General features: G+C 61.5%; 22 protein-coding genes. 11 read left to right on the plus strand and 11 right to left on the minus strand.

The features are described from left to right. Positions 1–3: 3 nt before the first annotated feature. From fis to gcbA, 9 genes are all read right to left on the minus strand, one after another. Complete coding sequence (gene fis / locus ABVN20_RS16835; RefSeq protein WP_030128251.1) at positions 4–324, minus strand: DNA-binding transcriptional regulator Fis; 321 nt, start codon at positions 322–324, stop codon at positions 4–6. Further along, on the minus strand, positions 321–1,331 hold the full coding sequence (dusB, locus tag ABVN20_RS16840) for a tRNA dihydrouridine synthase DusB (protein ID WP_368556837.1): 1,011 nt from the start codon (positions 1,329–1,331) through the stop codon (positions 321–323). The genes fis and dusB overlap by 4 nt, the downstream gene beginning before the upstream one ends. A gap of 185 nt (positions 1,332–1,516) precedes the next feature. Then, positions 1,517–2,779, minus strand: coding sequence for a DUF3426 domain-containing protein (locus ABVN20_RS16845; protein ID WP_368556838.1), 1,263 nt, complete (start codon positions 2,777–2,779; stop codon positions 1,517–1,519). A 30-nt stretch (positions 2,780–2,809) separates the two neighbouring features. Next, entirely contained in the window at positions 2,810–3,688 is an 879-nt protein-coding gene (gene prmA / locus ABVN20_RS16850; protein ID WP_368556839.1) for a 50S ribosomal protein L11 methyltransferase, read from the minus strand. A gap of 281 nt (positions 3,689–3,969) precedes the next feature. After that, on the minus strand, positions 3,970–5,328 hold the full coding sequence (gene accC / locus ABVN20_RS16855; protein WP_368556840.1) for an acetyl-CoA carboxylase biotin carboxylase subunit: 1,359 nt from the start codon (positions 5,326–5,328) through the stop codon (positions 3,970–3,972). 17 nt (positions 5,329–5,345) lie between these two features. Further along, entirely contained in the window at positions 5,346–5,810 is a 465-nt protein-coding gene (accB, locus tag ABVN20_RS16860) for an acetyl-CoA carboxylase biotin carboxyl carrier protein (protein ID WP_368556841.1), read from the minus strand. A gap of 25 nt (positions 5,811–5,835) precedes the next feature. Continuing rightward, positions 5,836–6,291 (minus strand): type II 3-dehydroquinate dehydratase, encoded by a 456-nt coding sequence (gene aroQ / locus ABVN20_RS16865; RefSeq protein ID WP_368556842.1) that lies wholly within the window; start codon positions 6,289–6,291, stop codon positions 5,836–5,838. A 339-nt stretch (positions 6,292–6,630) separates the two neighbouring features. After that, complete coding sequence (locus ABVN20_RS16870; protein ID WP_368556843.1) at positions 6,631–8,577, minus strand: methyl-accepting chemotaxis protein; 1,947 nt, start codon at positions 8,575–8,577, stop codon at positions 6,631–6,633. A gap of 51 nt (positions 8,578–8,628) precedes the next feature. Next, positions 8,629–10,299 carry a diguanylate cyclase GcbA gene (gcbA, locus tag ABVN20_RS16875; protein WP_368556844.1) on the minus strand — a complete coding sequence of 557 codons (1,671 nt, stop codon included), beginning with the start codon at positions 10,297–10,299 and terminating at the stop codon, positions 8,629–8,631. 323 nt (positions 10,300–10,622) lie between these two features. On the opposite strand from gcbA, the gene ABVN20_RS16880 reads away from it, so the two are divergent. From ABVN20_RS16880 to ABVN20_RS16920, 9 genes are all read left to right on the plus strand, one after another. Continuing rightward, positions 10,623–11,771 (plus strand): hypothetical protein, encoded by a 1,149-nt coding sequence (locus tag ABVN20_RS16880; RefSeq protein ID WP_368556845.1) that lies wholly within the window; start codon positions 10,623–10,625, stop codon positions 11,769–11,771. A gap of 701 nt (positions 11,772–12,472) precedes the next feature. Next, the gene (locus ABVN20_RS16885; protein ID WP_368557719.1) at positions 12,473–12,979 is read left to right on the plus strand and encodes an Hcp family type VI secretion system effector; all 507 of its coding nucleotides are present in this window, start codon (positions 12,473–12,475) and stop codon (positions 12,977–12,979) included. Further along, complete coding sequence (locus ABVN20_RS16890) at positions 12,955–13,446, plus strand: hypothetical protein (RefSeq protein WP_368556846.1); 492 nt, start codon at positions 12,955–12,957, stop codon at positions 13,444–13,446. Before ABVN20_RS16885 ends, ABVN20_RS16890 begins: the two co-directional genes overlap by 25 nt. 131 nt (positions 13,447–13,577) lie before the next feature. After that, complete coding sequence (locus ABVN20_RS16895; RefSeq protein WP_368556847.1) at positions 13,578–14,645, plus strand: DUF2333 family protein; 1,068 nt, start codon at positions 13,578–13,580, stop codon at positions 14,643–14,645. A gap of 3 nt (positions 14,646–14,648) precedes the next feature. Continuing rightward, a complete protein-coding gene (locus ABVN20_RS16900) occupies positions 14,649–15,206 on the plus strand; it encodes an NUDIX hydrolase (RefSeq protein ID WP_368556848.1) in 558 nt (185 codons plus the stop codon). Positions 15,207–15,497: 291 nt separating this feature from the next. Next, on the plus strand, positions 15,498–15,869 hold the full coding sequence (locus ABVN20_RS16905; RefSeq protein WP_368556850.1) for a translation initiation factor Sui1: 372 nt from the start codon (positions 15,498–15,500) through the stop codon (positions 15,867–15,869). A 218-nt stretch (positions 15,870–16,087) separates the two neighbouring features. Next, complete coding sequence (speA, locus tag ABVN20_RS16910) at positions 16,088–18,001, plus strand: arginine decarboxylase (protein WP_368556851.1); 1,914 nt, start codon at positions 16,088–16,090, stop codon at positions 17,999–18,001. Between the two features lie 233 nt (positions 18,002–18,234). Beyond that, positions 18,235–19,542 carry a type VI secretion system Vgr family protein gene (locus tag ABVN20_RS16915; protein WP_368556852.1) on the plus strand — a complete coding sequence of 436 codons (1,308 nt, stop codon included), beginning with the start codon at positions 18,235–18,237 and terminating at the stop codon, positions 19,540–19,542. Then, entirely contained in the window at positions 19,539–20,324 is a 786-nt protein-coding gene (locus ABVN20_RS16920) for a DUF4123 domain-containing protein (RefSeq protein ID WP_368556854.1), read from the plus strand. Before ABVN20_RS16915 ends, ABVN20_RS16920 begins: the two co-directional genes overlap by 4 nt. On the opposite strand, the gene ABVN20_RS16925 is transcribed toward ABVN20_RS16920, so the two are convergent. Together ABVN20_RS16925 and ABVN20_RS16930 are read right to left on the minus strand one after the other, a co-directional pair. Further along, on the minus strand, positions 20,318–21,667 hold the full coding sequence (locus tag ABVN20_RS16925) for an MATE family efflux transporter (RefSeq protein WP_368556855.1): 1,350 nt from the start codon (positions 21,665–21,667) through the stop codon (positions 20,318–20,320). The genes ABVN20_RS16920 and ABVN20_RS16925 overlap by 7 nt on opposite strands. A gap of 57 nt (positions 21,668–21,724) precedes the next feature. Next, positions 21,725–22,018, minus strand: a complete 294-nt coding sequence (locus ABVN20_RS16930) for a hypothetical protein (RefSeq protein WP_368556856.1) — start codon at positions 22,016–22,018, stop codon at positions 21,725–21,727. A gap of 144 nt (positions 22,019–22,162) precedes the next feature. Between ABVN20_RS16930 and ABVN20_RS16935 the strand changes: the two genes are divergently transcribed. Together ABVN20_RS16935 and ABVN20_RS16940 are read left to right on the plus strand one after the other, a co-directional pair. After that, on the plus strand, positions 22,163–22,465 hold the full coding sequence (locus ABVN20_RS16935; protein ID WP_368556858.1) for a MazG-like family protein: 303 nt from the start codon (positions 22,163–22,165) through the stop codon (positions 22,463–22,465). Further along, the gene (locus ABVN20_RS16940) at positions 22,465–23,214 is read left to right on the plus strand and encodes a methyltransferase domain-containing protein (protein WP_368556859.1); all 750 of its coding nucleotides are present in this window, start codon (positions 22,465–22,467) and stop codon (positions 23,212–23,214) included. Before ABVN20_RS16935 ends, ABVN20_RS16940 begins: the two co-directional genes overlap by 1 nt. Positions 23,215–23,222: the final 8 nt, after the last annotated feature.

Here is a 23,222-nt window from a genome sequence, read left to right on the forward strand (position 1 = left end):
TGCTTACAGCAAATCGTACTGCTTGAGTTTCTTGCGCAGGGTGCCGCGGTTGAGTCCGAGCAGCTCGCTGGCCTTGGTCTGGTTGCCCTTGACGTAGTTCATCACGCACTCGAGCAGGGGCGCCTCGACTTCGGAGAGCACCAGGTTGTACACATCCGTGACGGCTGCGCCCTCAAGGTGGGCGAAATAATTGTGCAGCGCCTTCTCGACATTGCCGCGAAGGGTCTGACCCTCTTCGCTGGGCGTATTGAGGTGCTGTTTCAAATTCACGTTGTCGCTCACGGGCGTTGTTCCACTCACTAAAGTCTCGGTCATCATCGTCATGCGGCCACTCCCTCTCCGTCCCCTGTCAGGCTCTTATAACGTTCGGCGAAAAACTCCCGGACGTTGGCGCATTGTGCTTCCGTATCTTCCAAACGATTGAAGTGGGCGCGAAACTCCCTGGCGCCCGGCAGGGTTGCGAGATACCAGCCCACATGCTTTCGAGCGATCCGCACACCCATGACGTCTCCATAGAAGGCGTGCAGTGCGGCCAGATGCTCTAGCAGAATGTGTTCCACCTCGATCAGCTCCGGCGCCGGGAGTTTTTCACCGGTACGCAGGAAGTGGTCGATCTCGCGAAAAATCCATGGCCGCCCCTGGGCAGCCCGTCCAACCAGCAATCCATCGGCACCGGTCGCGTCCAGCACGTACCGGGCCTTCTCTGGCGAGTCGATGTCGCCATTGGCGAACACCGGCATCGACACCGCCTGCTTGATCGCGGCGATGGTGTCGTACTCGGCTTCACCCTTGTACAGGTCAGCCCGGGTGCGGCCATGGACCGCCAACGCCGTGATGCCTGCCTGCTCGGCGATCTTCGCCACCGTCACGCCATTCTTGTTGTCCCGGTCCCAGCCGGTACGGATCTTCAAGGTGACCGGCACATCGACTGCGGCCACCACGGCCTGCAGGATCTCGGTCACCAGTGCTTCATCCTTCAACAACGCGGAACCGGCGGCCTTGTTGCAGACCTTCTTCGCCGGGCAACCCATGTTGATATCAATAATCTGCGCGCCCAGCTCCACGTTGGCCCGGGCCGCATCCGCCAGCATCTGTGCGTCACCACCGGCGATCTGTACCGAGCGTGGCTCGGGATCACCTTCGTGGATCATGCGCATGCGCGATTTGCGGGTGTTCCACAGACTCATGTCGCTGGTGACCATTTCCGAGACTACTAGTCCTGCGCCCAGTCGTTTGCACAGCTGACGAAAGGGCTGGTCCGTGACGCCCGCCATCGGGGCGAGGATCAAGCCGTTGTGCAATGTGTATGGACCGATGCGTACCGCCGACATAGGGCTTCCCTGTTGTGGGGCCGGATCATGAGAGTTCGAAAAAGGGTTGGCATGATACCCGCTCTCGATGACCGGATAAAGGCTGAATTGAACAAAATCTGAACAGTTATTCTGTTATCGCCAGCAGTTTGGTATCAGCGGTGTCTGTCAGAAATGTGCCGTCAAACGCGCAGCACTGAACCGTTTCACTCGGGAGAGTGGAAGCTCAGGCTGTAGTTCACGGCTTTGGCGCCCGGATCGAGAATGTCCAGGGCGATGTGGATCGGTGTTTGCGGTGGCATTTCTGCCATGCCTTCGAGGTCGCCGCCCAGGTATTCACCGGGCTTGAAGCGACGACTGGCGATCAGGTGACCGTTGAGGTCGGCAAAACGCAGTTCCAGCAGCGGGAAAGGCTGGGAGAACGGTGCGCGGTTATAGATGATCGCATCGACCACCAGCGCGCCGTTGAACTCCGGATGGCTGCGCACCACCAGGTTGCTGCTCTTGATTTTCGCGATGTCGACCTTGGACGGCACCGTGCAGCCGATTTGCGGGCACAGTTGCTGGAACCAGGGGCGGTACTGATCCTGGCGGGCCAGCTCGTCGAAATGGTAGGCAATGTACTGGCCGACCAGCGCGCCGGCGCCGAGCAGGATCAGCAGCAGCCAGAGAAAGCGCCGACCCCAGGGCGAGCGGCGGCGTTGCCAGTCGAGTTGCAGTGGGTCGTCGGTCAGGTCCTGCAGGACTTCGGAGCGCATCGCCGGTTCGCGGCGCTTGCGCAACGGTTCGATGGACGGCAGGTTATCGTCGAGATCATCGTCGGCTGCCGACAGGCGTTCGTGGTGGAGCGGCAGCGGCAGCGGCGCTTCGAGCGGGTCATTCAGGCGCAGTTGCGCCGGTTGCGGTGCGTCATCCGGTTCTTCGTCCAGGTCCTCGGGCTCGAGGGACAGCGAGGGTTCGGTGCGCGAGGATTTTTCCGGCTCGACGTAGGGTTCGACATCCGGCTCTGGGGTGATCGAGGTCTCGACGGTGTCGGCCATTTCCGCGCGATCGTCGGCCGGTTCGCTGAACAGGCTGTCGGACCAGGGCTCGATGTCCGGCTCGTGGGTGTCCCGACGCGCGCTCAGACTGTCTTCGCGATGGCGACCGAACTCGGTGCTCGGCTGGATTTCCCGTTGTTCGAGCCGGGCGAGTTCGCCGTCCAGGTCGAGGGTGTCCAGATCCAGTTCAGCGGCGCTCCACTGCTTCTGACTGATGGCTCGTGGTTCCGGCTCTGTCACTTCGCTCAGCGGCGGGGCTACGGGCGTCACCGTTTCCTTGCCGGCCTGTTCCAGCAGCTGCTTGGCGGCATTGAACACTTGCAGGCACGAGCCGCAACGAACCACCCCACGGGCCACGCTCAATTGAGCATGGCTGACGCGGAAGCTGGTTTGGCAATGCGGGCACTGGGTGACGAAGCTATCGGTCATGCGGCGATCCGGATTATGCAGGCGTCCATTCTAGCGCCGACGGCCAGTGATGCGCACCCAGCCGTCACGATTGGCGATCGGATCCAGGTCGAAGTCTTGTGCGTAGGCAGCGGCGACTTCTTCGCCTTGTTCGGCAAGGATGCCCGAAAGTGCCAGGCGACCACCTGGCTTGACCAGGCCGGACAGTTGCGGGGCCAGGGAGACCAGCGGGCCGGCAAGGATGTTGGCCACCAGCACGTCGGCCTGAACCTGCGGCAAATCTTCTGGCAGGTACAGCGGGAACAGCTCTTCGGCGATGTTGTTGCGCCCGGCATTATCGCGGGAGGCTTCCAGCGCCTGCACGTCGATGTCGGTGCCGACCGCTTCCTTCGCGCCCAGCAGCAGGGCGGCAATGGCCAGGATCCCCGAGCCGCAACCGAAGTCCAGCACGTTGCAGTCCTTGAGATCCTGGCCGTCGAGCCATTCCAGGCACAGTGCGGTGGTCGGGTGGGTGCCGGTGCCGAACGCCAGGCCCGGATCGAGCAGCAGGTTGACCGCATCGGCTTCGGGGGCGGCGTGCCAGCTCGGCACGATCCACAGGCGCTGGCCAAAACGCATCGGCTGGAAACCGTCCATCCAGCTGCGTTCCCAGTCCTGATCTTCGATGACTTCGCTGTGATGCTCGGGCAGCGGGCTGCCGGTCAGCAGTTCAAGGTGGGCCAGCACGGCCGCGGCCTCGGTACCGCCTTCGAACAGGGCCAGCAAGTGCGTGTGCGACCACAGCGGCGTGGTGTTGAGCTCCGGCTCGAAGATCGGCTGGTCTTCGGCGTCCATGAAGGTCACCGACACGGCGCCCACTTCGAGGAACGCGTCTTCGTAGGTTTCGGCTTGTTCTGGGCTGATGGCGAGACGGACTTGCAGCCAAGGCATGGCGGGCACCTTTGAAAAATATTGATTGCAGCCTAGCGGCCTGCGAGAAGCGCGCAAGTTTACGCGAGCGCGCGGGGTTTGTGGGAGTGGCGTTCAGCAAGCAGCTCTGCTGCAAGCAGTACTGGTGGGAGCGAGCCTGCTCGCGATGGCGGAGTGTCAGAAACATATTTTTTGACTGGCACACCATTATCGCGAGCAGGCTCGCTCCCACAGGAAAAAGAGGTGCGTTGAAGAAACAACAAAGCCGCCCGAAGGCGGCTTTGTCATGGGCCGGTTGAAGCTTAGTGCTTGTCGCCAGCGAGCTTGTGTTCCAGGTAGTGGATGTTGATCCCACCCTTGCAGAAGCCTTCGTCACGAACCAGATCACGGTGCAGCGGGATGTTGGTCTTGATCCCGTCGACCACGATTTCGTCCAGCGCATTGCGCATGCGCGCCATGGCTTCGTCACGGCTGGCGCCGTAGGTGATCAGCTTGCCGATCAACGAGTCGTAGTTCGGCGGAACGGCATAACCGCTGTACAGGTGCGAATCGACGCGAACGCCGTTGCCGCCTGGTGCGTGGAAATGCTTGACCGTACCCGGGCTTGGCATGAAGGTTTTCGGGTCTTCGGCGTTGATCCGGCATTCCAGCGCGTGACCGCGGATGACTACGTCATCCTGGGTGAACGACAGCTTGTTGCCGGCGGCGATGCTGAGCATCTCCTTGACGATGTCGATGCCGGTGACCATTTCCGAAACCGGGTGCTCTACCTGGACACGAGTGTTCATCTCGATGAAGTAGAAGCGGCCGTTTTCGTACAGGAACTCGAAAGTGCCTGCGCCACGGTAACCGATGTCGATGCACGCCTTGACGCAGCGAGCGAACACTTCCTGGCGAGCCTTCTCGTCGATGCCCGGTGCCGGCGCTTCTTCGAGAACTTTCTGGTGACGGCGCTGCAACGAGCAGTCACGGTCGCCCAGGTGCACGGCGTTGCCCTGGCCATCGGACAGGACCTGAACTTCCACGTGACGTGGGTTGGTCAGGAACTTTTCCAGGTAGACCATCGGGTTGCCGAACGCTGCGCCCGCTTCGGAGCGGGTCAGCTTGGCCGACGAAATCAGGTCTTCTTCCTTGTGCACAACGCGCATGCCGCGACCACCACCGCCGCCAGCGGCCTTGATGATCACCGGGTATCCGACTTCGCGACCGATGCGCAGGGCGGTTTCTTCGTCTTCAGGCAGCGGGCCGTCGGAACCTGGAACGGTTGGCACACCGGCTGCGATCATGGCGTGCTTGGCCGAAACCTTGTCGCCCATCAGGCGAATGGTCTCGGCTTTCGGACCGATGAAGGCAAAGCCGGAGTTCTCGACCTGCTCGGCGAAATCAGCGTTTTCCGCGAGGAAACCGTAGCCTGGGTGAATGGCGGTAGCGCCGGTCACTTCAGCCGCGGCGATGATTGCCGGGATGTGCAGGTAAGAGTGGGCAGCCGAAGCTGGACCGATGCAGACGGATTCGTCTGCCAGGCCCAGGTGCATCAGCTCTTTGTCGGCCTTGGAGTAAACGGCGACGGTCTTGATGCCCATCTCTTTGCAGGCACGCAGAATACGCAGTGCGATCTCACCGCGGTTGGCGATCAGAACTTTTTCCAACTTCGCAGTCATCAAAGTTTCTCCGCGGTTCAAACGATGGTGAACAGCGGTTGGTCGTACTCAACCGGCTGGCCGTCTTCGACGAGGATGGACTCGATCACACCGCTGGTTTCAGCTTCGATGTGGTTCATCATCTTCATGGCTTCGACGATGCACAGGGTGTCGCCTTTCTTCACGGTCTGGCCGACTTCAACGAAGGCAGGCGAGGTTGGCGAAGATTTGCGATAGAAGGTACCGACCATCGGCGAACGGGCAACGGTGCCGTTCAGCGCAGGTGCGGCGGCAGCAGCCGGGGCAGCAGCGGCAGCCGGAGCGGCGGCAGCGGCAGGCGCGGCAACCGGAGCAGCCACAGGTGCCGGGGCATAGTACTGCTGGGCTGGAGTCTTGCTGTTACGGCTGATGCGTACGGACTCTTCGCCTTCCTTGATCTCGAGCTCGTCGATGCCGGACTCTTCCAGCAATTCGATCAGTTTCTTAACTTTACGGATATCCATGAATCATCAACTCCCAAAGGGTCGGTCAGGGGCGTATAGCCTGTTGTTCAAGCTGCTCCAGGGCGGCCTCCAGGGCCAGTCGATAACCGCTGGCGCCAAGGCCGCAGATCACTCCCACCGCTGCGTCGGAGAAGTAAGAGTGATGGCGGAAAGGTTCGCGTTTGTGCACGTTGGACAAATGCACTTCGATGAATGGGATGCTCACCGCCAGCAGCGCGTCACGTAATGCGACACTTGTGTGTGTAAAAGCTGCTGGATTGATCACGATGAAGTCCACGCCTTCGCTACGCGCTGCGTGAATCCGGTCGATCAATTCGTACTCGGCGTTGCTTTGCAGGTGCAGCAAATGGTGGCCGGCGGCACGGGCTCGTTGTTCCAGGTCCTGGTTGATCTGCGCCAGTGTCGTGGCACCGTAGGTGCCCGGTTCGCGGGTGCCGAGCATGTTCAGGTTGGGGCCGTGCAGCACCAATAGGGTCGCCATCTGCTGTTCCTTGTTATCCGATTGCATTTGTCAGAACCCGGCGACTATGCCGCAAAGCCTTTGTGACTGTCCAGTTCTATGCAATAGCCAGCACGATGGCCGATGTTTGCGCGAGATATGTGACTGGGTGATTAAATCCGGTCAGTTTGAGGATGTTTGTGTATTGGAGTTGGGGGAGGATAGCGGAGAGTTGTGGATTGCGCTGGGGCGCAGGTGAAAGGGTGGACGAGCTGGCCTCATCGCGAGCAGGCTCGCTCCCACACTTGTTCTGAGTGCGCAGTTCCACTGTGGGAGCGAGCCTGCTCGCGATGCGCTCCCCCAGTCACCCAATGATTTGGATCAGATCCGAAACGCCTGAACCGCCGTATCCAGCCGCCCACCCAGCACCAGCAAATGCTCCCCTTGCTCACGCCCCTCACCAATGCGCAGCAGGTTATCCCCGCCCAATTGATGAATCCGCTCGCTGTGATCGCGGATTTCACTGACCGCACCGCTTTGTTGCGCGGTGACATCAGCGATGCGGATAGCGGTGTCGGCGATGGTCTGGATCGCACCGACGATTTTATCCAGCGCGCCGTCCGCCGCCTGGGCCTGGTTGGCGGTGGCTTCGGCGTGTTCGACCTGGGCGCGCATGCCTTCGACCGATTCTCGCGCCGCACTTTGCAGCCCGGCGATCAGGGTCTGGATTTCCGCCGTGGCGCCCGCCGTGCGTTGCGCCAGCGAGCGAACCTCTTCGGCGACCACGGCAAACCCGCGGCCCATTTCCCCGGCGCGGGCCGCTTCGATGGCGGCGTTCAATGCCAGCAGGTTGGTCTGGTCGGCGATCGAGCGGATCACCGTCAGGACGCCACCGATGGTCGCCGACTCTTCGGCCAGGTGTTCGATCATCTGCGCGTTGCCTTGCACTTCCTCGACTAGCGCGTGCAGGCCGGTGAGGCTCAGGCCGATGACTTCCTGGCCATGTTCCACTGCCAGCCCGGCATGGCGGCTGGCGTCGGCGGCCTGGCTGGCATCGCCGGCGACCTGCTGGATGGTGGCTTCCAGTTCACCGAGCGAGTCACGGATCAGCGCGGTATCGCCGGCCTGGTGTTCGGCGCCGTTGTGCAGGTCGTTGCTCAGTTCGGCCAGGGTGCGGCTGCTGCCCGCGACCTGTTCGGCGTTAAGGCGGATGGTGCCCACGAGGTCAGCGAGGTAGGCACGCAAGCGATTGAGCGAGGCCTGGATGTCATGCAGTTCGCGGTTGGTCTTGCCCAGTTCGATGTCCTGGCTGAAGTCGCCTTCGGCCCAGGTCGACAGCGCGGGGGCGAGGTTGGTCAGGGTCCGTGCCAGACGCCGTTGCAGGGTGTCGATCAACAGCGCGATGAGCAGGATCAGGCCGATCATCACCCCTTGCATCAGGCGCACCTCGCCCTGGATCTGGCCATGCTGGGCACGCACCACCGGCTCCAGCCCGGCGATGGCCTGCTGCACTTCGGTGATTTTCAGGTGCGTGGCGGCGCTGAGGTCGGCGCGCTTCTGGATCTGCTCGCGGGTGCGCTCAAGCTCGGCGGGGTAGCGGGTCAGCAGGCTGTTGAGTTCGCGCTTGAGGCCAACGCCGGCATCTTCGGCTTCGGCTTTTTCGGTGTTCTCCAGGCCCATCATCGCGGCGAAATCGTCGGAACCCGATTCGGCGGTGCTGGCCACGCCCAGCAGCGGCAGCGTGTTCAACACTTCGGCCTGGGTGCGGATGTTGGTGACTTCGCGTTCGACGTCCGCCGCCAGTTCGCTGCGCCCACTGCTGACCAGCTTGTCCCGGGCCAGGGACAATTTGCCCAGGTGCTGGGACGCGGTCAGCAGTGGTGTCAGATAAGTCGCGTGACCGCTGGCGTACTGGCTGAGCTGATCGAGGCTGGCCCCCAGCTCCCGTTCGGCTTGCAGCAGCAGGGCTTGCGGGTCACCGGCGAGCTTGCCGGCGGCGAGCAGGTCGGTCTTGCTGAATTCATCGAGGTTCTTGAGGCTGGGGCGCAGGGTGTCGGCCAGGGTCGGCGGCAACTCTGCGAGTTCCTTTTGCAGTGATTCGATGGCCTGGCTGGCGCTGCTCAGGCGCAAGGCATCACCACTGGCGAGGTAGTCTTCGACGTTACGCGCCACTTCGTTCTGAAACTGCTGGGACAATCCCAGGTAACGCTCCATCAGCAGATACGGGCGTTCCAGGGCTTTTTGTGACCACCACAGCGTAGCGCCAAGGGCTACGCACACGGCGACCAAAAGAAGGGTATTGAGATTGGTCAGCAATTTAAGGCGCATCGCGGACTACCAACGGCAGAATGGTAAGCCCGAGAAGTTATTGCGATTGTGTTACACGGTTATGACGGATTCGCTTGATTCCGATGAAAAAGTGGCACTTTGCTTTGACGTCCGAGCGGCGTGTACGCGATTGCGACCGGCATGCTTGGCCCGATATAGAGCCTCGTCGGCCTGACTGGCCATCATCAGGCTGTCTGAGTCCTCGCAGAGTTCGACCACCCCGGCGCTGAACGTGCACCACAGGTCCTGAGGCTGGGCCGGGTAGTGGATTTCGGCAAACCGCTGACGGATTTCATCCAGCACATTGTGGGCTGCTTCTATATCTGTGTCGGGCATGACGATGGCGAACTCTTCGCCGCCGTAACGACCGATGAAGTCGGTCTTGCGCAGGCGTTGCTTGAGAAACAGCGCCAGACTCTTGATCACGCGGTCGCCCATGGGGTGGCCGTGGCTGTCATTGACCCGTTTGAAGTGGTCGATGTCGAGCATCGCAAAACTCAGCGGCTTGTTCTCGCGGCGCGAGCGAAAGCTGCAGTCTTCGAGCAATTGCAGGATGTGCGTGTGGTTGTACAGCCCGGTGAGGCTGTCGCGGACCATCCGCGCCTTGAGGTTGCGCGCCCGTGCCGCACGATTGCGCACGGTGGTGATCAGGTGCCGGGGCTTGATCGGCTTGGTCAGGAAGTCGTCGCCGCCCTCGCTCATGGCGTCGAGCTGCTTGTCCTGGTCGTCTTCGGCGGACAGGTAAATGATCGGCACGCTGACGTAACGGTCGTTGTGGCGAATCACCTTGGCCAGTTCGGTGCCGGTGCAGGTCGGCATGTACATGTCGAGGATGATCAGGTCGGGCTGAAAGTCCGCCAGTTCGGCCATGGCCTGGATCGGATCGATCAACGTGCGGGTGACGATCCCGGCGCTGTTGAGCAGGCGTTCGGTGTGCAGGGCCTGGGCGCGGGAGTCGTCGATGACCAGCACTTTATAAGGTTCGTATTGCGCAACGCAGGTCAGGACCTCGATTTTCTCCAGCAGGCTGGAGGCTTCCAGGGTGCCGGTGAGGAACTCCTGGCCACCGGCGCGCACCGCCGCCAGGCGCGTCGGAGTGTCGGTTTCGTGCAGGCTGAAAAACAGCAGCGGCAGCGGCTCGTCCAGGCCGACCTGGGCCTCGGCGGCCAGTTTCAGGCCAACGCCGGGGCCGCTGAAATCCACGTCCATGACAATCGCCGCCGGCAGGCGCTCGACCATCGAGGAGCGGAACGCATCCACGCTGTCGAGGGACTGGGCGCTGAGACCGAAAAATTCCAGTTGCTTGGCCAGGCGCTCGGCGCGGTCGTGGTCCTGCAGCATCACGTAGATCGGTTTGCGCAGCGGCGGCAGGAACGTCTGCTCCAGCTGGTCGCCATGGCGCAGGCCGGTGCGCGACAGGCGCTGCATCAGGCGATTGAGGTCGGTGATCAGGCCGCTGCTCAAGCGCCCGCGATTGGCGTCGACCGCTTCCAGCGACAGGCCTATGTGGCGCGCCAGCTGGGTGTGTTCCGGTTGTTCGAAGCGCTCGGCGAAACGCAGCAGGCGCAAATTGGCCTCGCTCAGCTCCGACAGATCGGCGAGCGACCACTCGCTGCGTTGCAGGCGCTGCCAGATCTCAAGAATTTGACGTGCCTGATGAATTACCCGCTGGGCAAAGTGGTGCTTGAGGCGATCGCGGCTTGGGTCTTCTGGCTCGGTCATATCCTGACTACTAGGTAGGGTGCATGCTGAGGTCGACTGGTGGCTCTATGCTAGCACCTCTTTTCGATGGGATGAGTGTCGTACGTCAATAATCTGCAACCTGACCGCATTCAGTTTCTGACTCGATGGTCGGCAAATGTCCGCCCGTTTTTGCAAAGCCCCCGTGAAACGGGCACTCCGGGCATTTTCGTCCCTGTATTCAAGAAGCCTCCGTCACGCTGTTTCACGCTTGCTGTCAGGCAATTCTGATTTTTTGCCGGGTGGATCCAAACGCTTTTTCAAGCGAGTAGGGTTCAGGGAAACCCTTAGAGGTGGCCCCGATCATGAGCCAGTGTTTCAAGGACCGACCCTGCGATACCCAGCGTCTGAACCACAACACCATCCCGGTGGACGAGTGCGAAGGTCAGGAGGTGGAGCTTTACGGCAGCCGATCATTTGTCACTGAAGTGCCGATCCTCACGTGCGATTGTTTATGGCGCCATTATCAGCGTGCAGCAGAAGACATCGTCGCGCCGGGCGGTGTGCTGATCGCCGACCCGCTGGCACGCAACCGGGTGATCAACGCCGCGTACGCTCGACTGTGGTTGCACGATCCGAGATTCCAGTGGGCCGGACTGGCGGCGTTCGCATCCAAGCAAGTGGGCTGTGGCTTGCTGCATGCGGCGAACAGCATCGACTTGATTGCTGATGAGTATGCGGCGCGCGAGCGCATGCGCGAGAGTCGCCGGGAACATGGGTTACTGACGACGCAAAGGACGGCGGAACAGGCGCGGGAGTTGCGTGAATATAAAGAGGCGGATGCGCGTAATCCGGTGCCGTCGGTGGATTATCGAGCGGCAGGGGAAGAACTGTCGGCGGTGCAACAGCAGTTCCGACATGTGTACGACATGATGGCGCTGGGGAACACCACGCTGTTTCTGGATGTGTTTCCGTTGCATGAGTTTTATGCGAAGCGGGGGTGGGGGGAGTTTGAGAAGTGTTTGAGTGCTCGCAAAACTATTCACGGGCATCCGAAGTTTCCCGTGCTGTGGCCGGTAGGCCAGGAGACGCTGAGGTTTGGGCTGGATCACATTGATATCTTGCAAGGGTTTGCAGCAATAGAAGCAGGGGAAATTGCACAAAGCGTTGTCCATCTTGCTTGGCACGAACAACAGAACATCCTTCAGCCTACGATTTATAGAAATCAGCAACTGGCCGCGTTGCTGCGCGGTAATCATGCTTCCTACGTAACCGGGTTCCCTTCCGGTGTGGCTCAAGCGATTGAGTTGACCCTCACGAGTCAGTGTGAACGTGTGACCGATGGCTCAACAATTGAGTTCAGCGATAACCCTTTGGCGGACCTTTCGGACATCAATCAGCGCATGCCTTTTGTCCTTCGGGCTGCGACGAGTTTTGACGGCATGCTCAATGACAGCCATCGGAGTGCGTTGGAACAGTCGATTCGAGAAATCGCATCTGGCGGTGAGTCATGAGTTGGCGAAAAAGTGGCTGGTACAGTTTTGTTGGGTTGCTGTTTCTAATCGCGCTGTTAACAGCGGCAATGTATCGGTTGATTGTTGCTCTCTCAAAAGAGCCGGTAGTGGCATTAGAAATGGGAGGAACCTATGAAAACCTGCGCGAGCATTCTACGGTCCCGTTTACTCAGAGGATTCCCGGCCACATCTGGATGGGCATTCCCCGCACCGATGCCCGACTTCGGTTTATTGATCCGCAGTACGAATTCGTGACCCCTAGAGCTCGTTTTTTCACCGTTATCTTTGATGACAGTACTGTCACCAGTATCCGCATCTCACCACAGGTGGAGCCTTTGCTGTTGGACGATGCCCTGAAGGTCGCGCTGGATCTACAGGACCAATGGTGCAAAGGAGGGTGGCGAGTGGCCGGTCGGTATAGCTATCCGCCGTTCGCTGACACGCCTGCGTGGCGAGAACAGTTTCGAGACGTGAACAGGGGTGGAACCGTGTATTGGAAGGCCGACAAAAAGTACCAGGTCACCATGTTCATGCACCGTTTCAAGGACGACAAACGACCCAACGAAGAACGCTACCTCATCACGTTGTCGATCGGCGCACCCTGGACGCCTTTTGAAGAGGATGGCGATGACACCGTCGAGGTGAATCAGGCCAACCCTCTCACTGCCTTGTTCCCCCCCAGCAAACCAAGGAGCTCAAGCATGCCAACTCCCATCTTCATGAGCCTCTACGGCGAAAAACAGGGCCTGATCAGCGAGGGTGCCTACGGCGAGGCATCGGTGGGTGCCGGTTATCAAAAGGGGCGGGAGAACCAGATCATGGTGCAGGCCCTGAGTCATGGGATCTTCGTGCCGAAAGGCGCCAGTGCGGCGAAGCGGATGCACAAGCCGCTGGTCATCACCAAGGTCATCGACAAGTCGACGCCGCTGATCAACATTGCGTTATGCACCGGCGAGTTGCTGACCGAGTGCCGCCTCGAGTGGTATCGCACGACGGTTCACGGCGTTCAGGAGCATTTCTATACGCTGGAGCTGGAGGACGCACTGATCGTCGGCGCGGATGTGCTCATGCCCCATTGCCAGGATGCCGACACCGCGTACCTGACCCAGTTGGAAAAGGTCCATTTCAGCTACCGGCGCATCTATTGGCGGCATGAAATCGCCCGGACCATGGGGTGTGATGAATGGCAGAGCGAAGCGCCACAGTGAGGCTGGTTGAGGATTTCGCCATCACCGAGTGGGAGCGCCAGCATGTCTGGCCTTGCGAGCAGGCGGTGGAAATCGTGCGTGAAGCGTTGCTGAATCGGCAATCCGTCGACGGCCTGGATCAATTGCGGGCGGGCTTGATGATCAACTTGGACAGCGAGGTGCTGGAGCAGATCGAGCGCGCGCAATGGCACCTGGTCAGGCCCGAAGCGGACTATATGGCGTGGAAAATACCGAATCGTGCCTTTGATCCAAAAGTGCTGGCGCTGAATCCGCACGCTCAGCCTGCACGATCACCACAGCTGTTTCGCCTGGTCGCCAGCGTCACAGGTGAGCCTTTCGTGCAACGCCGATGCCTGGCAACCGTGCAAGGTGGGGCTTCCAGGCATCGTACCGACGGCAAGGGCATCGCACATTTGTTCGTTCCGACCGGGACTTCAGGCCTTTCAATGCAGGTGCCGGACGCATGATCCCGGCCAGTAGCTAGAGTTCACACGAGGCAATTTTGCCCGGATATCCCGACGACGGGTGCCGGGCAAAGGCACGTTGTTGTATGGTTGTGGTCGAACCGATGAACTCAAGTGATTGAAAGGATATCGCCATGCTGGACTGGAAGAACCGCGCGGGCAGCGCGCCTGAACGACCTGCTGAACCGAAGTCGGCCACCCGCAGCTACGTCGGTGGCCTGCTGTTCAGCCGGGCGCTGGCCACGTTGATCGGTCTCTACCTGCTTGTGACCATTGCCCTGGGCTGGTACTGGAGCCAGGAGCCGGCCCTGTTCCCGGTTCAACAGAGTGCCCAGCAGGCTGCCGAGAAAGAAGGCAAGCAGATGGTCATCGGCTACACCACGGTGGAAACCCTGAAGACGGTCGCCGATACCCTGCTGACCAAGCCGGGCGGCTACATTTCCAACGATCGCTTCCCGCCGGGCCTGTGGATGGACAACACGCCGAGCTGGGAATATGGCGTGCTGGTCCAGGTTCGCGACCTGACGCGCGCCTTGCGCAAGGACTTCGCCCGTTCGCAATCGCAGTCGGCCGAAGACGCCGACCTGGCCAAGGCCGAGCCGCGCTTCAACTTCGATAATAAAAGCTGGGTGCTGCCTTCCAGCGAGTCCGAGTACCAGGAAGGCATCAACTCCCTGAGCCGCTACCAGGCTCGCCTGTCCGACCCTACGCAGAAAAACGCGCTGTTCTATGCCCGCGCCGACAACCTCAACAACTGGCTGGGCGATGTCGGGACCCGTCTGGGTTCGCTGTCGCAGCGCCTGTCGGCCAGCGTCGGTCGAGTCAAGCTGAACACCGCGTTGAAGACCGAAGTCGTCGCACCGGGTGAAGTGCCACAGGTGGACGAAGAGATCGTCGAGACCCCGTGGATGCAGATCGACAACGTGTTCTACGAGGCCCGTGGCCAGGCCTGGGCGCTGTCCCACCTGCTGCGCGCCATTGAAGTCGACTTTGCCGATGTGCTGGCGAAAAAGAACGCCACGGTCAGCGTGCGCCAGATCATTCGTGAGCTGGAAGCGTCGCAGGAACCGGTGTGGAGCCCGATGATCCTCAACGGCAGCGGCTTCGGTGTGCTGGCCAACCACTCGCTGGTCATGGCCAACTACATTTCCCGGGCCAACGCAGCGGTGATCGACTTGCGTCAACTGCTCAACCAGGGCTGAGTCATGGTCGATAACACCCGGGAGGCCGCCCATCGCGCGGCCTCCGACGCCGAACAGATCGCCTGGGTCGACGAGCAGGACAATCTGCTCGGCGTCCTGGTGCGCAGCGACCTGCGTGAACGCGGGCTGATCGGGCGCGGCACGTACATCATGCTGTTCAACTCCGCCGGTGATTTGTGTGTGCACCGGCGCACCCTGAGCAAGGCGATCTATCCGGGTTACTGGGACGTGGCGGCGGGCGGCATGGTGCTCGCCACAGAAACCTACGCCGAATCGGCCGCCCGGGAGCTCGAGGAGGAATTGGGGGTGAGTGGCGTGGAACTGACCGCCCACGATCACTTCTTTTTCGAGGACACGGGTAACCGGCTGTGGTGTTCGGCGTTTTCGGCCGTGTGGGATGGTCCACTGATTCTGCAACCGGAGGAGGTGCTGGAAGCACGTTTTATCCCGGTTGATCAGGTCATGCAGGAAATCCAGCAGAAGCCCTATTGCCCGGACTCCCTGGCCGCCCTGAAACGCTATCTGCGCGCTCACGGCGGTGGCGTCGCAAAAGAGGCATAAATTGGCGCCGATTGGCTCTTAGCAATCGGCGGTTTTGCCGTTACACTGCGCGACCTTTTCAAGCTGTAACGGTTGGCTTTACCCGCGTAGGAGCGAGCTTGCTCGCGATGGTCTTCAACGATAACGCTGGAATCCTGACACCCAGCGGCGATCTTTCGACCATCGCGAGCAAGCTCGCTCCTACAGGGGGTCAACCGTTGCAGTAGCGCTGCCCCTGCCTGAGTGGGGCTTCGCGGTCGATGGCCTGCCCCAGGCTGCGACCAGTCTTTGTCCTCCCATAGAGGATTGCCGGTGGCCAAAAAAGCCGCATCCTTCGCCGCCCTTGGTGGCCTGGTATTTTCCACCGACGCAGGTCGTCATTGTCCGGAATGCAGTAAACCGGTGGACGCCTGCATCTGCAAACAGACCGTTATCCCGGCCGGCGACGGCATTGCCCGCGTGCGTCGCGAGAGCAAGGGCCGTGGCGGCAAGACGGTGACCACCATCACCGGCGTGCCACTGGCCGAAGACGCGCTCAAGGAGCTGGCCACCACGTTGAAGAAACGTTGTGGTACCGGCGGGGCGTTGAAAGACGGTGTCATCGAGATCCAGGGCGATCATGTCGAGCCGTTGCTGGCCGAACTGATCAAGCTCGGTTTCAAGGCGAAGAAGTCCGGCGGCTAGCAGCCTCTGTGAAGACCACCGCTGGCTTGATCCGGCCTGCACACCGTGCGGCCTGGCGTCGTCACCATGGTTTTCACAGAGCCTGTTCCTGACCGGCTTCTAAACTCGTAGCGGTCGACGGGGTCTACCCCTTCGTTGACGAACCGTCATTTTCATCCATTAGACTGCGCCGGCCTGAATCCAGGCGACGCTCTATGACTTCTTTATAGGGGACTTCAATGTCCGTACGACGCACACGCAAAGACGATGGCAGCCAATGGACAGTTGCGGACAGCCGCAGTGTTTACGGGATTCGCCATTGGGGGGCCGGGTATTTCGCGATCAATGACGCCGGTCGCGTCGAGGTTCGTCCGAACGGCCCGAGCAGCTCGCCCATCGACCTGTTCGAGCAAGTCGACCAGCTGCGCCAGAGCGGCCTGTCCTTGCCGTTGCTGGTCCGTTTCCCGGATATCCTGCAAGACCGCGTGCGTCAGCTGACCGGCGCGTTCGATGCCAACATCGCGCGCCTGGAATACCAGAGCAAATACACCGCGCTGTACCCGATCAAGGTCAACCAGCAGGAAGCGGTGATCGAGAACATCATCGCCACGCAGAACGTGTCGATCGGCCTGGAAGCCGGCTCCAAGCCGGAGCTGCTGGCGGTGCTGGCCCTGGCACCGAAGGGTGGCACTATCGTCTGCAACGGTTACAAGGATCGTGAGTTCATCCGCCTCGCACTGATGGGCCAGAAGCTCGGCCACAACGTGTTCATCGTCATCGAGAAAGAGTCCGAAGTCGGGCTGGTGATCGAAGAAGCCGCGTCGCTGAAGGTCAAGCCACAGGTCGGCCTGCGTGTGCGCCTGTCGTCCCTGGCGTCGTCGAAATGGGCGGACACCGGTGGCGAAAAATCCAAGTTCGGCCTGTCGGCGGCGCAACTGCTGTCGGTGGTCGAGCGTTTCCGCGCGGCGGGCCTGGACCAGGGCATCCGTCTGCTGCACTTCCACATGGGGTCGCAGATCGCCAACCTGGCCGATTACCAGCACGGCTTCAAGGAAGCGATCCGTTACTACGGCGAACTGCGCAACCTCGGCCTGCCGGTCGATCACATCGACGTCGGCGGTGGCCTGGGCGTGGACTACGACGGTACCCACTCGCGCAACGCCAGTTCGATCAACTACGACATGGACGATTACGCCGGTGTCGTGGTCGGGATGCTCAAGGAGTTCTGCGACGCGCAGAGCCTGCCGCACCCGCACATCTTCTCCGAGAGCGGTCGCTCGCTGACCGCGCACCACGCCATGCTGGTGGTACAGGTCACCGACGTCGAAAAACACAACGACGACGTGCCGCAGATCGAGAACAAGGACGCGCTGCCGGAAACCGTGCAGTGGCTGGTTGACCTGCTCGGCCCGACCGACATCGAGATGGTCACCGAAACCTACTGGCGCGCCACGCACTACATGAGCGATGTCGCCGCCCAGTACGCCGATGGCAAGCTGACCCTGGCGGAAAAGGCCCTGGCCGAGCAGTGCTACTTCGCCGTGTGCCGTCGCCTGCATAACTCGCTGAAGGCGCGCCAGCGCTCGCACCGTCAGGTGCTCGACGAGCTCAACGACAAACTGGCCGACAAGTACATCTGCAACTTCTCGGTGTTCCAGAGCCTGCCGGACACCTGGGCCATCGACCAGGTACTGCCGATCATCCCGCTGCACCGTCTCGATGAAGAGCCGCTGCGTCGTGCGGTACTGCAGGACCTGACCTGTGACTCCGACGGCAAGATCAATCAGTACGTCGACGAGCAGAGCATCGAAACCAGCCTGCCGGTACACGCCTTGAACGAGGGCGAGGACTATCTGCTGGGCGTGTTCCTGGTCGGTGCCTACCAGGAAATTCTCGGTGACATGCACAACCTGTTCGGTGACACCGACTCGGTGAACATCTACCAGAATGCTGACGGCAGTGTGTACCACGCGGGTATCGAAACCCACGACACCATCGAGGACATGCTGCGTTACGTGCACCTGTCGCCTGAAGAGCTGATGACCCACTACCGCGACAAGTGCGCCAGCGCGCGCATCACCGCTGCCGAGCGCACCCAGTTCCTCGACGCCCTGCGTCTGGGCCTGACCCGTTCGTCTTACCTGTCCTCCTGACGTCAGAAGTCGTTCTCACCAGGTTGTCTGAAAATTCACTGCGAGCTGCGGAATTTTCAGATGATCTGGTGCGACGGTTCTCGATTTTTCCGCATCACTTGCCTCTCTTCTGGCGATCAAAGCCACATGGTCTTCTTTTCGCGTAGGCCATTTCCTAAGTTGTACTTCGGCTCTCTACTCGGCCATGTCTCTCGGCGAGAATCCCCGCCCGCCCCTCCTGTAGAGAATCGTCGATGTTCGATCCAGTCAACGAACCGTCATTTCGTCTGGATGTAGCCGGTCTGCCTGAGCCTTTCGAGGTGCTGGCCTTTACCGGTCGAGAAGCGATCAGCGAGCCGTTTGTATTCGACGTGGATCTGCTGATCGAAGACCCGACGCTCGACCTTGCCAGCTTGCTGTACCGACCGGCTGTTTTGCATTTCGGACCACCCGCCAATACGTTGCACGGCCAGTTGCATGAGCTGGTTCAGCGTGACCACGGTTCGAGCATCCGGCTTTGCCATGTGCGGCTGGGGCCTCGGCTGGCCTGTCTGGGTCAGCGTTTCAGTCAGCGCATTTTCAATGCGCTGTCGGTGCCGCAGATTCTCAGCCAGGTGCTCAGGGAGCACGGTATCGTCGGCAAGGATCGGCGTTTCGAGTTGAGCGGCGATTACCCGCCCCGGGATTTCTGCACGCAGTATCGCGAGTCGGATCTGCAATTTCTCCAGCGCCTGTGCGCCCAGGAATGCCTGCACTATCACTTCGAGCATCATCCGCGCGGGCACTGCGTGGTATTTGGTGATGGTCAGGGGCATTTCCAGCGGTGCGCGAGCGCGTCGTTTCAACTCGACGCAGGGCAGCCGGGGGTACGGCAATTTCAGTTTCAGGCGGGGCAGCGTCAGTCGCCGGGTGCTGAAGGTCGCGCCGACCTGCCGAGCCTGCGCAGCGGGCATCTGATGCCGTTGTCCGGTCATCCGGTGGTCGAATGGAATCAGTTGTGGCTGTTGACCCATGTCGAACACCAGGGCAGCCAGGATCCATTCGAACCCTACAGCAACCAGATCCGCGCGATTCCCTGGACGGTGCCCTTCGTCTCGCCGCCATCCGTCGTGAAACCGCGGATGCACAGCCTGCAACGGGCCTGGGTGGTTGAGGTCGATGAACCGCGGCCGGACCCTTCGCGGCCGGTGCCGGTGCAGTTCGACTGGTTGTATCAGGGTGAAGGGGCGAGTCCCAGCTACTGTTGGTTGCCGCTGGCGAGCGAGCTGGACGCCGCACCGTTGATCGAGGGCACCGAGGTGGTGGTGAGTTTCATCGAGGGTGATCCGGATCGGCCCTTGATTTGCGGGTTCCTGCCGACGCCATCGATGACCGAAGACGTGGAAACACCGGCCCCGTGCCGTGATGGTTCGGTCGAGGCCGGTTTGCTTGAACGACTGCGCGCGGGCGATCCGCTGGTGTTGTTATGCCTGATGCCGGGCGGCGGCAGTTTCAGCCACTGCACGCAAAGGCCATGCGCCTGTCGGGCACTGGCCCGCTCCGGCCAGAGCGGTGCGGCATGATCGACACGACTCCACAATGGCTGCTGCTGGATGTGCCCGGTACGCCGCAAGCGCGGGCCTTGCTGCAACAGCCGCTGACCGATGCCCGCAGGTTCTGGTTGTTCGAGGGCACACCGTGGCACGCCCTGCGTGAAGAAGGGCCGGCGTTGATCGACCTGCGGACGTGCCCGGTGCTGGCGCAGTCCTGCTATAGCCGAACGCACCTGTGTCGCGGCTTGCTCATTGTCAGCGAGGCGGCGTCTGCCCGGTTGCTCGAGCACCTGCGGCGCATGCTCACCGTCACGCTGGGGCTGCATCATCGGGCGCTGCTGAGTTACTACAACCCGAATACCGCCAGTTACTTTTTTGATGCCTGCGATGCGCAGGAATTGAGTCGCTGGTTGGGCCCCATTCATCAGTTGCACTGGTTCGGCGGCACCTGGGTCGACCGCGCGCTCGGCAGTCAGGGCTGGCAGCAGTTGTTCAACCCGGCCCTTGCTGTCCGTCCGCTGGCCGTCGAGGAAAGTCTCAGTGTCCGTCAGCGCGAAACCTTGCAGACCTGCCTGCTGGAGCAGCATGCCTGCCACTGGAGCCAGGCCACCGGCACGGACTATCACCGCTTGTGGGCGCATCTGCAGGAAGGACTGGCGCTGGGGTTCCATGATCGCTCGGTGCTCGACGGCTGGTTATGGCTGCGCCTGCAACACCCCGAAGCTTCGCTGGCGCAACCGCTGTCCGGGCGCACGCAGCAGGAGCGACTGGACAGCCTGCGGCGGCGATGGCAAGACGATCAGGCTCAATGAGCCTGATCGGTGAACCAGCGATCCTGTTTGCGCAACGACCAGGCAATGGCACCGAGGGTCATGCTGCGCAGCACCATGAACAGCAGGAACGCCAGCCACAGACCGTGATTGCCCAGGCCGCTCAAGGCCCAGGCGAACGGCAGGGTCAGCAGCACCGTCAGCAACATGCCGTTGCGCATTTCCCGCGCCCGAGTGGCGCCGATGAACAGGCCGTCGAGGATGTAGCTCGAGACGGCGATCAAGGGCAGGGCGGCCAGGTAGGGTAAGTAGATGAAGGCGGTGTCGCGCACGCTCTGGATGTCGGTCTGAATTTCGATGAACAGGTGGCCGGCGAACATAAACAGCGTGGCGAACCCCAGGCTGGCCAGCAGTGACCAGCCGCAGGCCACGACCAGGGAGCGACGCAGGGCCGTGCGGTCGCGTGCACCGATCGCGTGCCCGCACAATGCTTCGACAGCGTGGGCCAGGCCATCGAGCGCGTGAGCGGTGAGGAGCAGTCCGTTGAGCAGCAGGGCATTGGCGGCCACGGTGGCGTCGCCCAGCCGGGTGCCTTGCACGGTGATCAGGATGAACACCGATTGCAGCAGCAGGCTGCGGATGAAAATGTCGCGATTGACCGCCAGCAGCGGGCGCCAGCTTTGCCACCGCGCCAGGGCGGCCCAGGCAATATGGCCGGGGTAGGCGCGCAGCGCTTTGCGGGTCAGCAGCAGGCCGATCAGCGCGCCGGTCCATTCGGCGATCACCGACGCCCGGGCGGACCCCACCACTCCCCAATCCAGACCGAGGACAAACCACAGGTTCAGCGCAATGTTGACCAGGTTGGTACCGAGCAGAATCGCCAGCGGCGCGCGGGCGTTCTGGGTGCCGAGGAACCAGCCGACCAGCGCATAACTGGCCAGCGCAGCGGGCAAGCCGAACAGACGGGTATGGAAAAACTCCCGGGTCATCTGTGCAAGGTCCGCCGACGGTTGCATGAAGTGCAGGGCGACACCGCTCAGCGGAATGCCCAGCGCCCCCAATGCCAGCGCCAGCCCCATGGCCAGTAACAGCCCCTGCAACAGAATCTGCCGCAGCGCGGCCCCGTCCGCGCGACCTGCCGCCTGGGCGGCAAAACCGGTGGACCCCATGCGCAGGAAACTCATGGCCCAGGCGAGAAAACTGTACAGGCTGGCCCCGACCGCAACCGCGCCCAGTTGATGGGCGTGGGGCAGGTGGCCGATGACCGTGCTGTCGACCAGCGCCACCAGTGGCACGGAGATATTCGAGAGAATCATCGGCGCGGCGAGCGCCCAGACCCGACGATGGGTGGGGCGGTCGCGCCAGTCGGCGATCAGGTTGGACATGCAGGCTCCTTGGCGAGCCGGCATTGTAGCGGTAGTCGGGGGAGGGCGTTCGGCGGGTTAGTGAATGATCCAGCTCAACAGCCACAAGCCCAGCAGCAGCCAGATGATGCCCATGATGATCGACGCATTCATGAACGCGCGGATCGCCGACCACAACAGCATGAGGCCGACAATCAAGGCGATGATGCTGACAATCGACGTATCCATGCCCAGGGTCCGGGACAACCCTTCGACAAAATTGCTCCCGGCATCGCTGAGCAGGTTGAACAGCCCGCCGAGGCCGTCAACGATAAAGCGGATGACCGAACCGAGCGCCTGGCCGAGCCATTCGAAAAAGCTTTCTACCTGCATGTCTTCAACGTCCTGATGTCAGTGATTGAGCCTTGGGCCACGAATGACAGCGGCGAGTTCCGTGACCGGATCGTTTGAGTATGGCGCAAGAAACTTGCCTTCATGGTTTATCCCCCCGAAGCTATACGCCTTGAGGAGAGCCCGATGAACCTTGTTGAACTGACCGAACGCCTGCACGCCATCCGCGACCACAATGACTGGCGGCAATTTCACAGCCCGAAAAACCTGGCCATGGCCGCGAGCGTGGAAATGGCCGAACTGGTGGAGATCTTTCAGTGGCTGACCGAAGACCAGTCGCGAGCGCTTCCGGCGGACAAGCTGGCGCATGCCGGGCAGGAAGTCGGTGACATCGTGCTCTACCTCCTGCTGCTGTGCAGCGAACTGGGGCTGGACATGAACGAAGTGGTGCGCAGCAAGCTGGCCGACAGCGAGCGGAGGTTCAGCTGATGAGTGACCGTCATTTCGACCAGTTGGCCACCCGTTTCGCCGAAAAGATCTACGGTGGGGCGAAGGGCGCGATCCGTCTGGCGGTGTTGCAGGCCGATCTTGCCGAAACCTTGCCGGACCGACCGCTGCGCGTGCTCGATATCGGCGCCGGCCTGGGCCACATGTCGTTGTGGCTGGCCCAGCGCGGGCACGACGTTACCCTGGCCGAGCCGGCCGAACCCATGCTTGAAGGCGCCCGTCAGCGATTTGCCGAGGCCGGGCAGCCTGCGACATTCATTCAGGCGCCCTGGCAGGACCTGCTTGGCCAGCTCACCGAGCCTTACGACCTGGTGCTCTGCCATGCCGTGCTGGAGTGGCTGGCCGAGCCTCACGCCATTCTGCCGGTGCTGCATCAATTGACGCGACCGGGCGGCTGGTTGTCCCTGGCTTTCTACAACCGGGATGCGCTGATTTACCGCAACCTGCTCAAGGGCCACTTCCGCAAAATGCGCAAGAACGACATGGCCGGCGAGAAACAGAGCCTGACCCCGCAACAACCTCTTGATCCGCGCGAGCTGGCGGCGCAACTTGAAGGCCTGTGGCAGGTCGAAACACAGAGCGGGGTGCGGGTTTTCCATGACTACATGCCCGTGGAGTTCCAGGCTCGCGCCGAATTGGTGGACTTGCTGGAAATGGAGCTGGCCCACCGACGTCACCCCAGTTTTGCCGGGCTCGGGCGTTACCTGCACTGGATTTGCCGGCCGATCTGATCGGAGCA

Origin of the sequence: Pseudomonas sp. MYb118, assembly GCF_040947875.1 — a bacterium.
In the GTDB taxonomy this organism is placed as follows: Bacteria; Pseudomonadota; Gammaproteobacteria; order Pseudomonadales; family Pseudomonadaceae; genus Aquipseudomonas.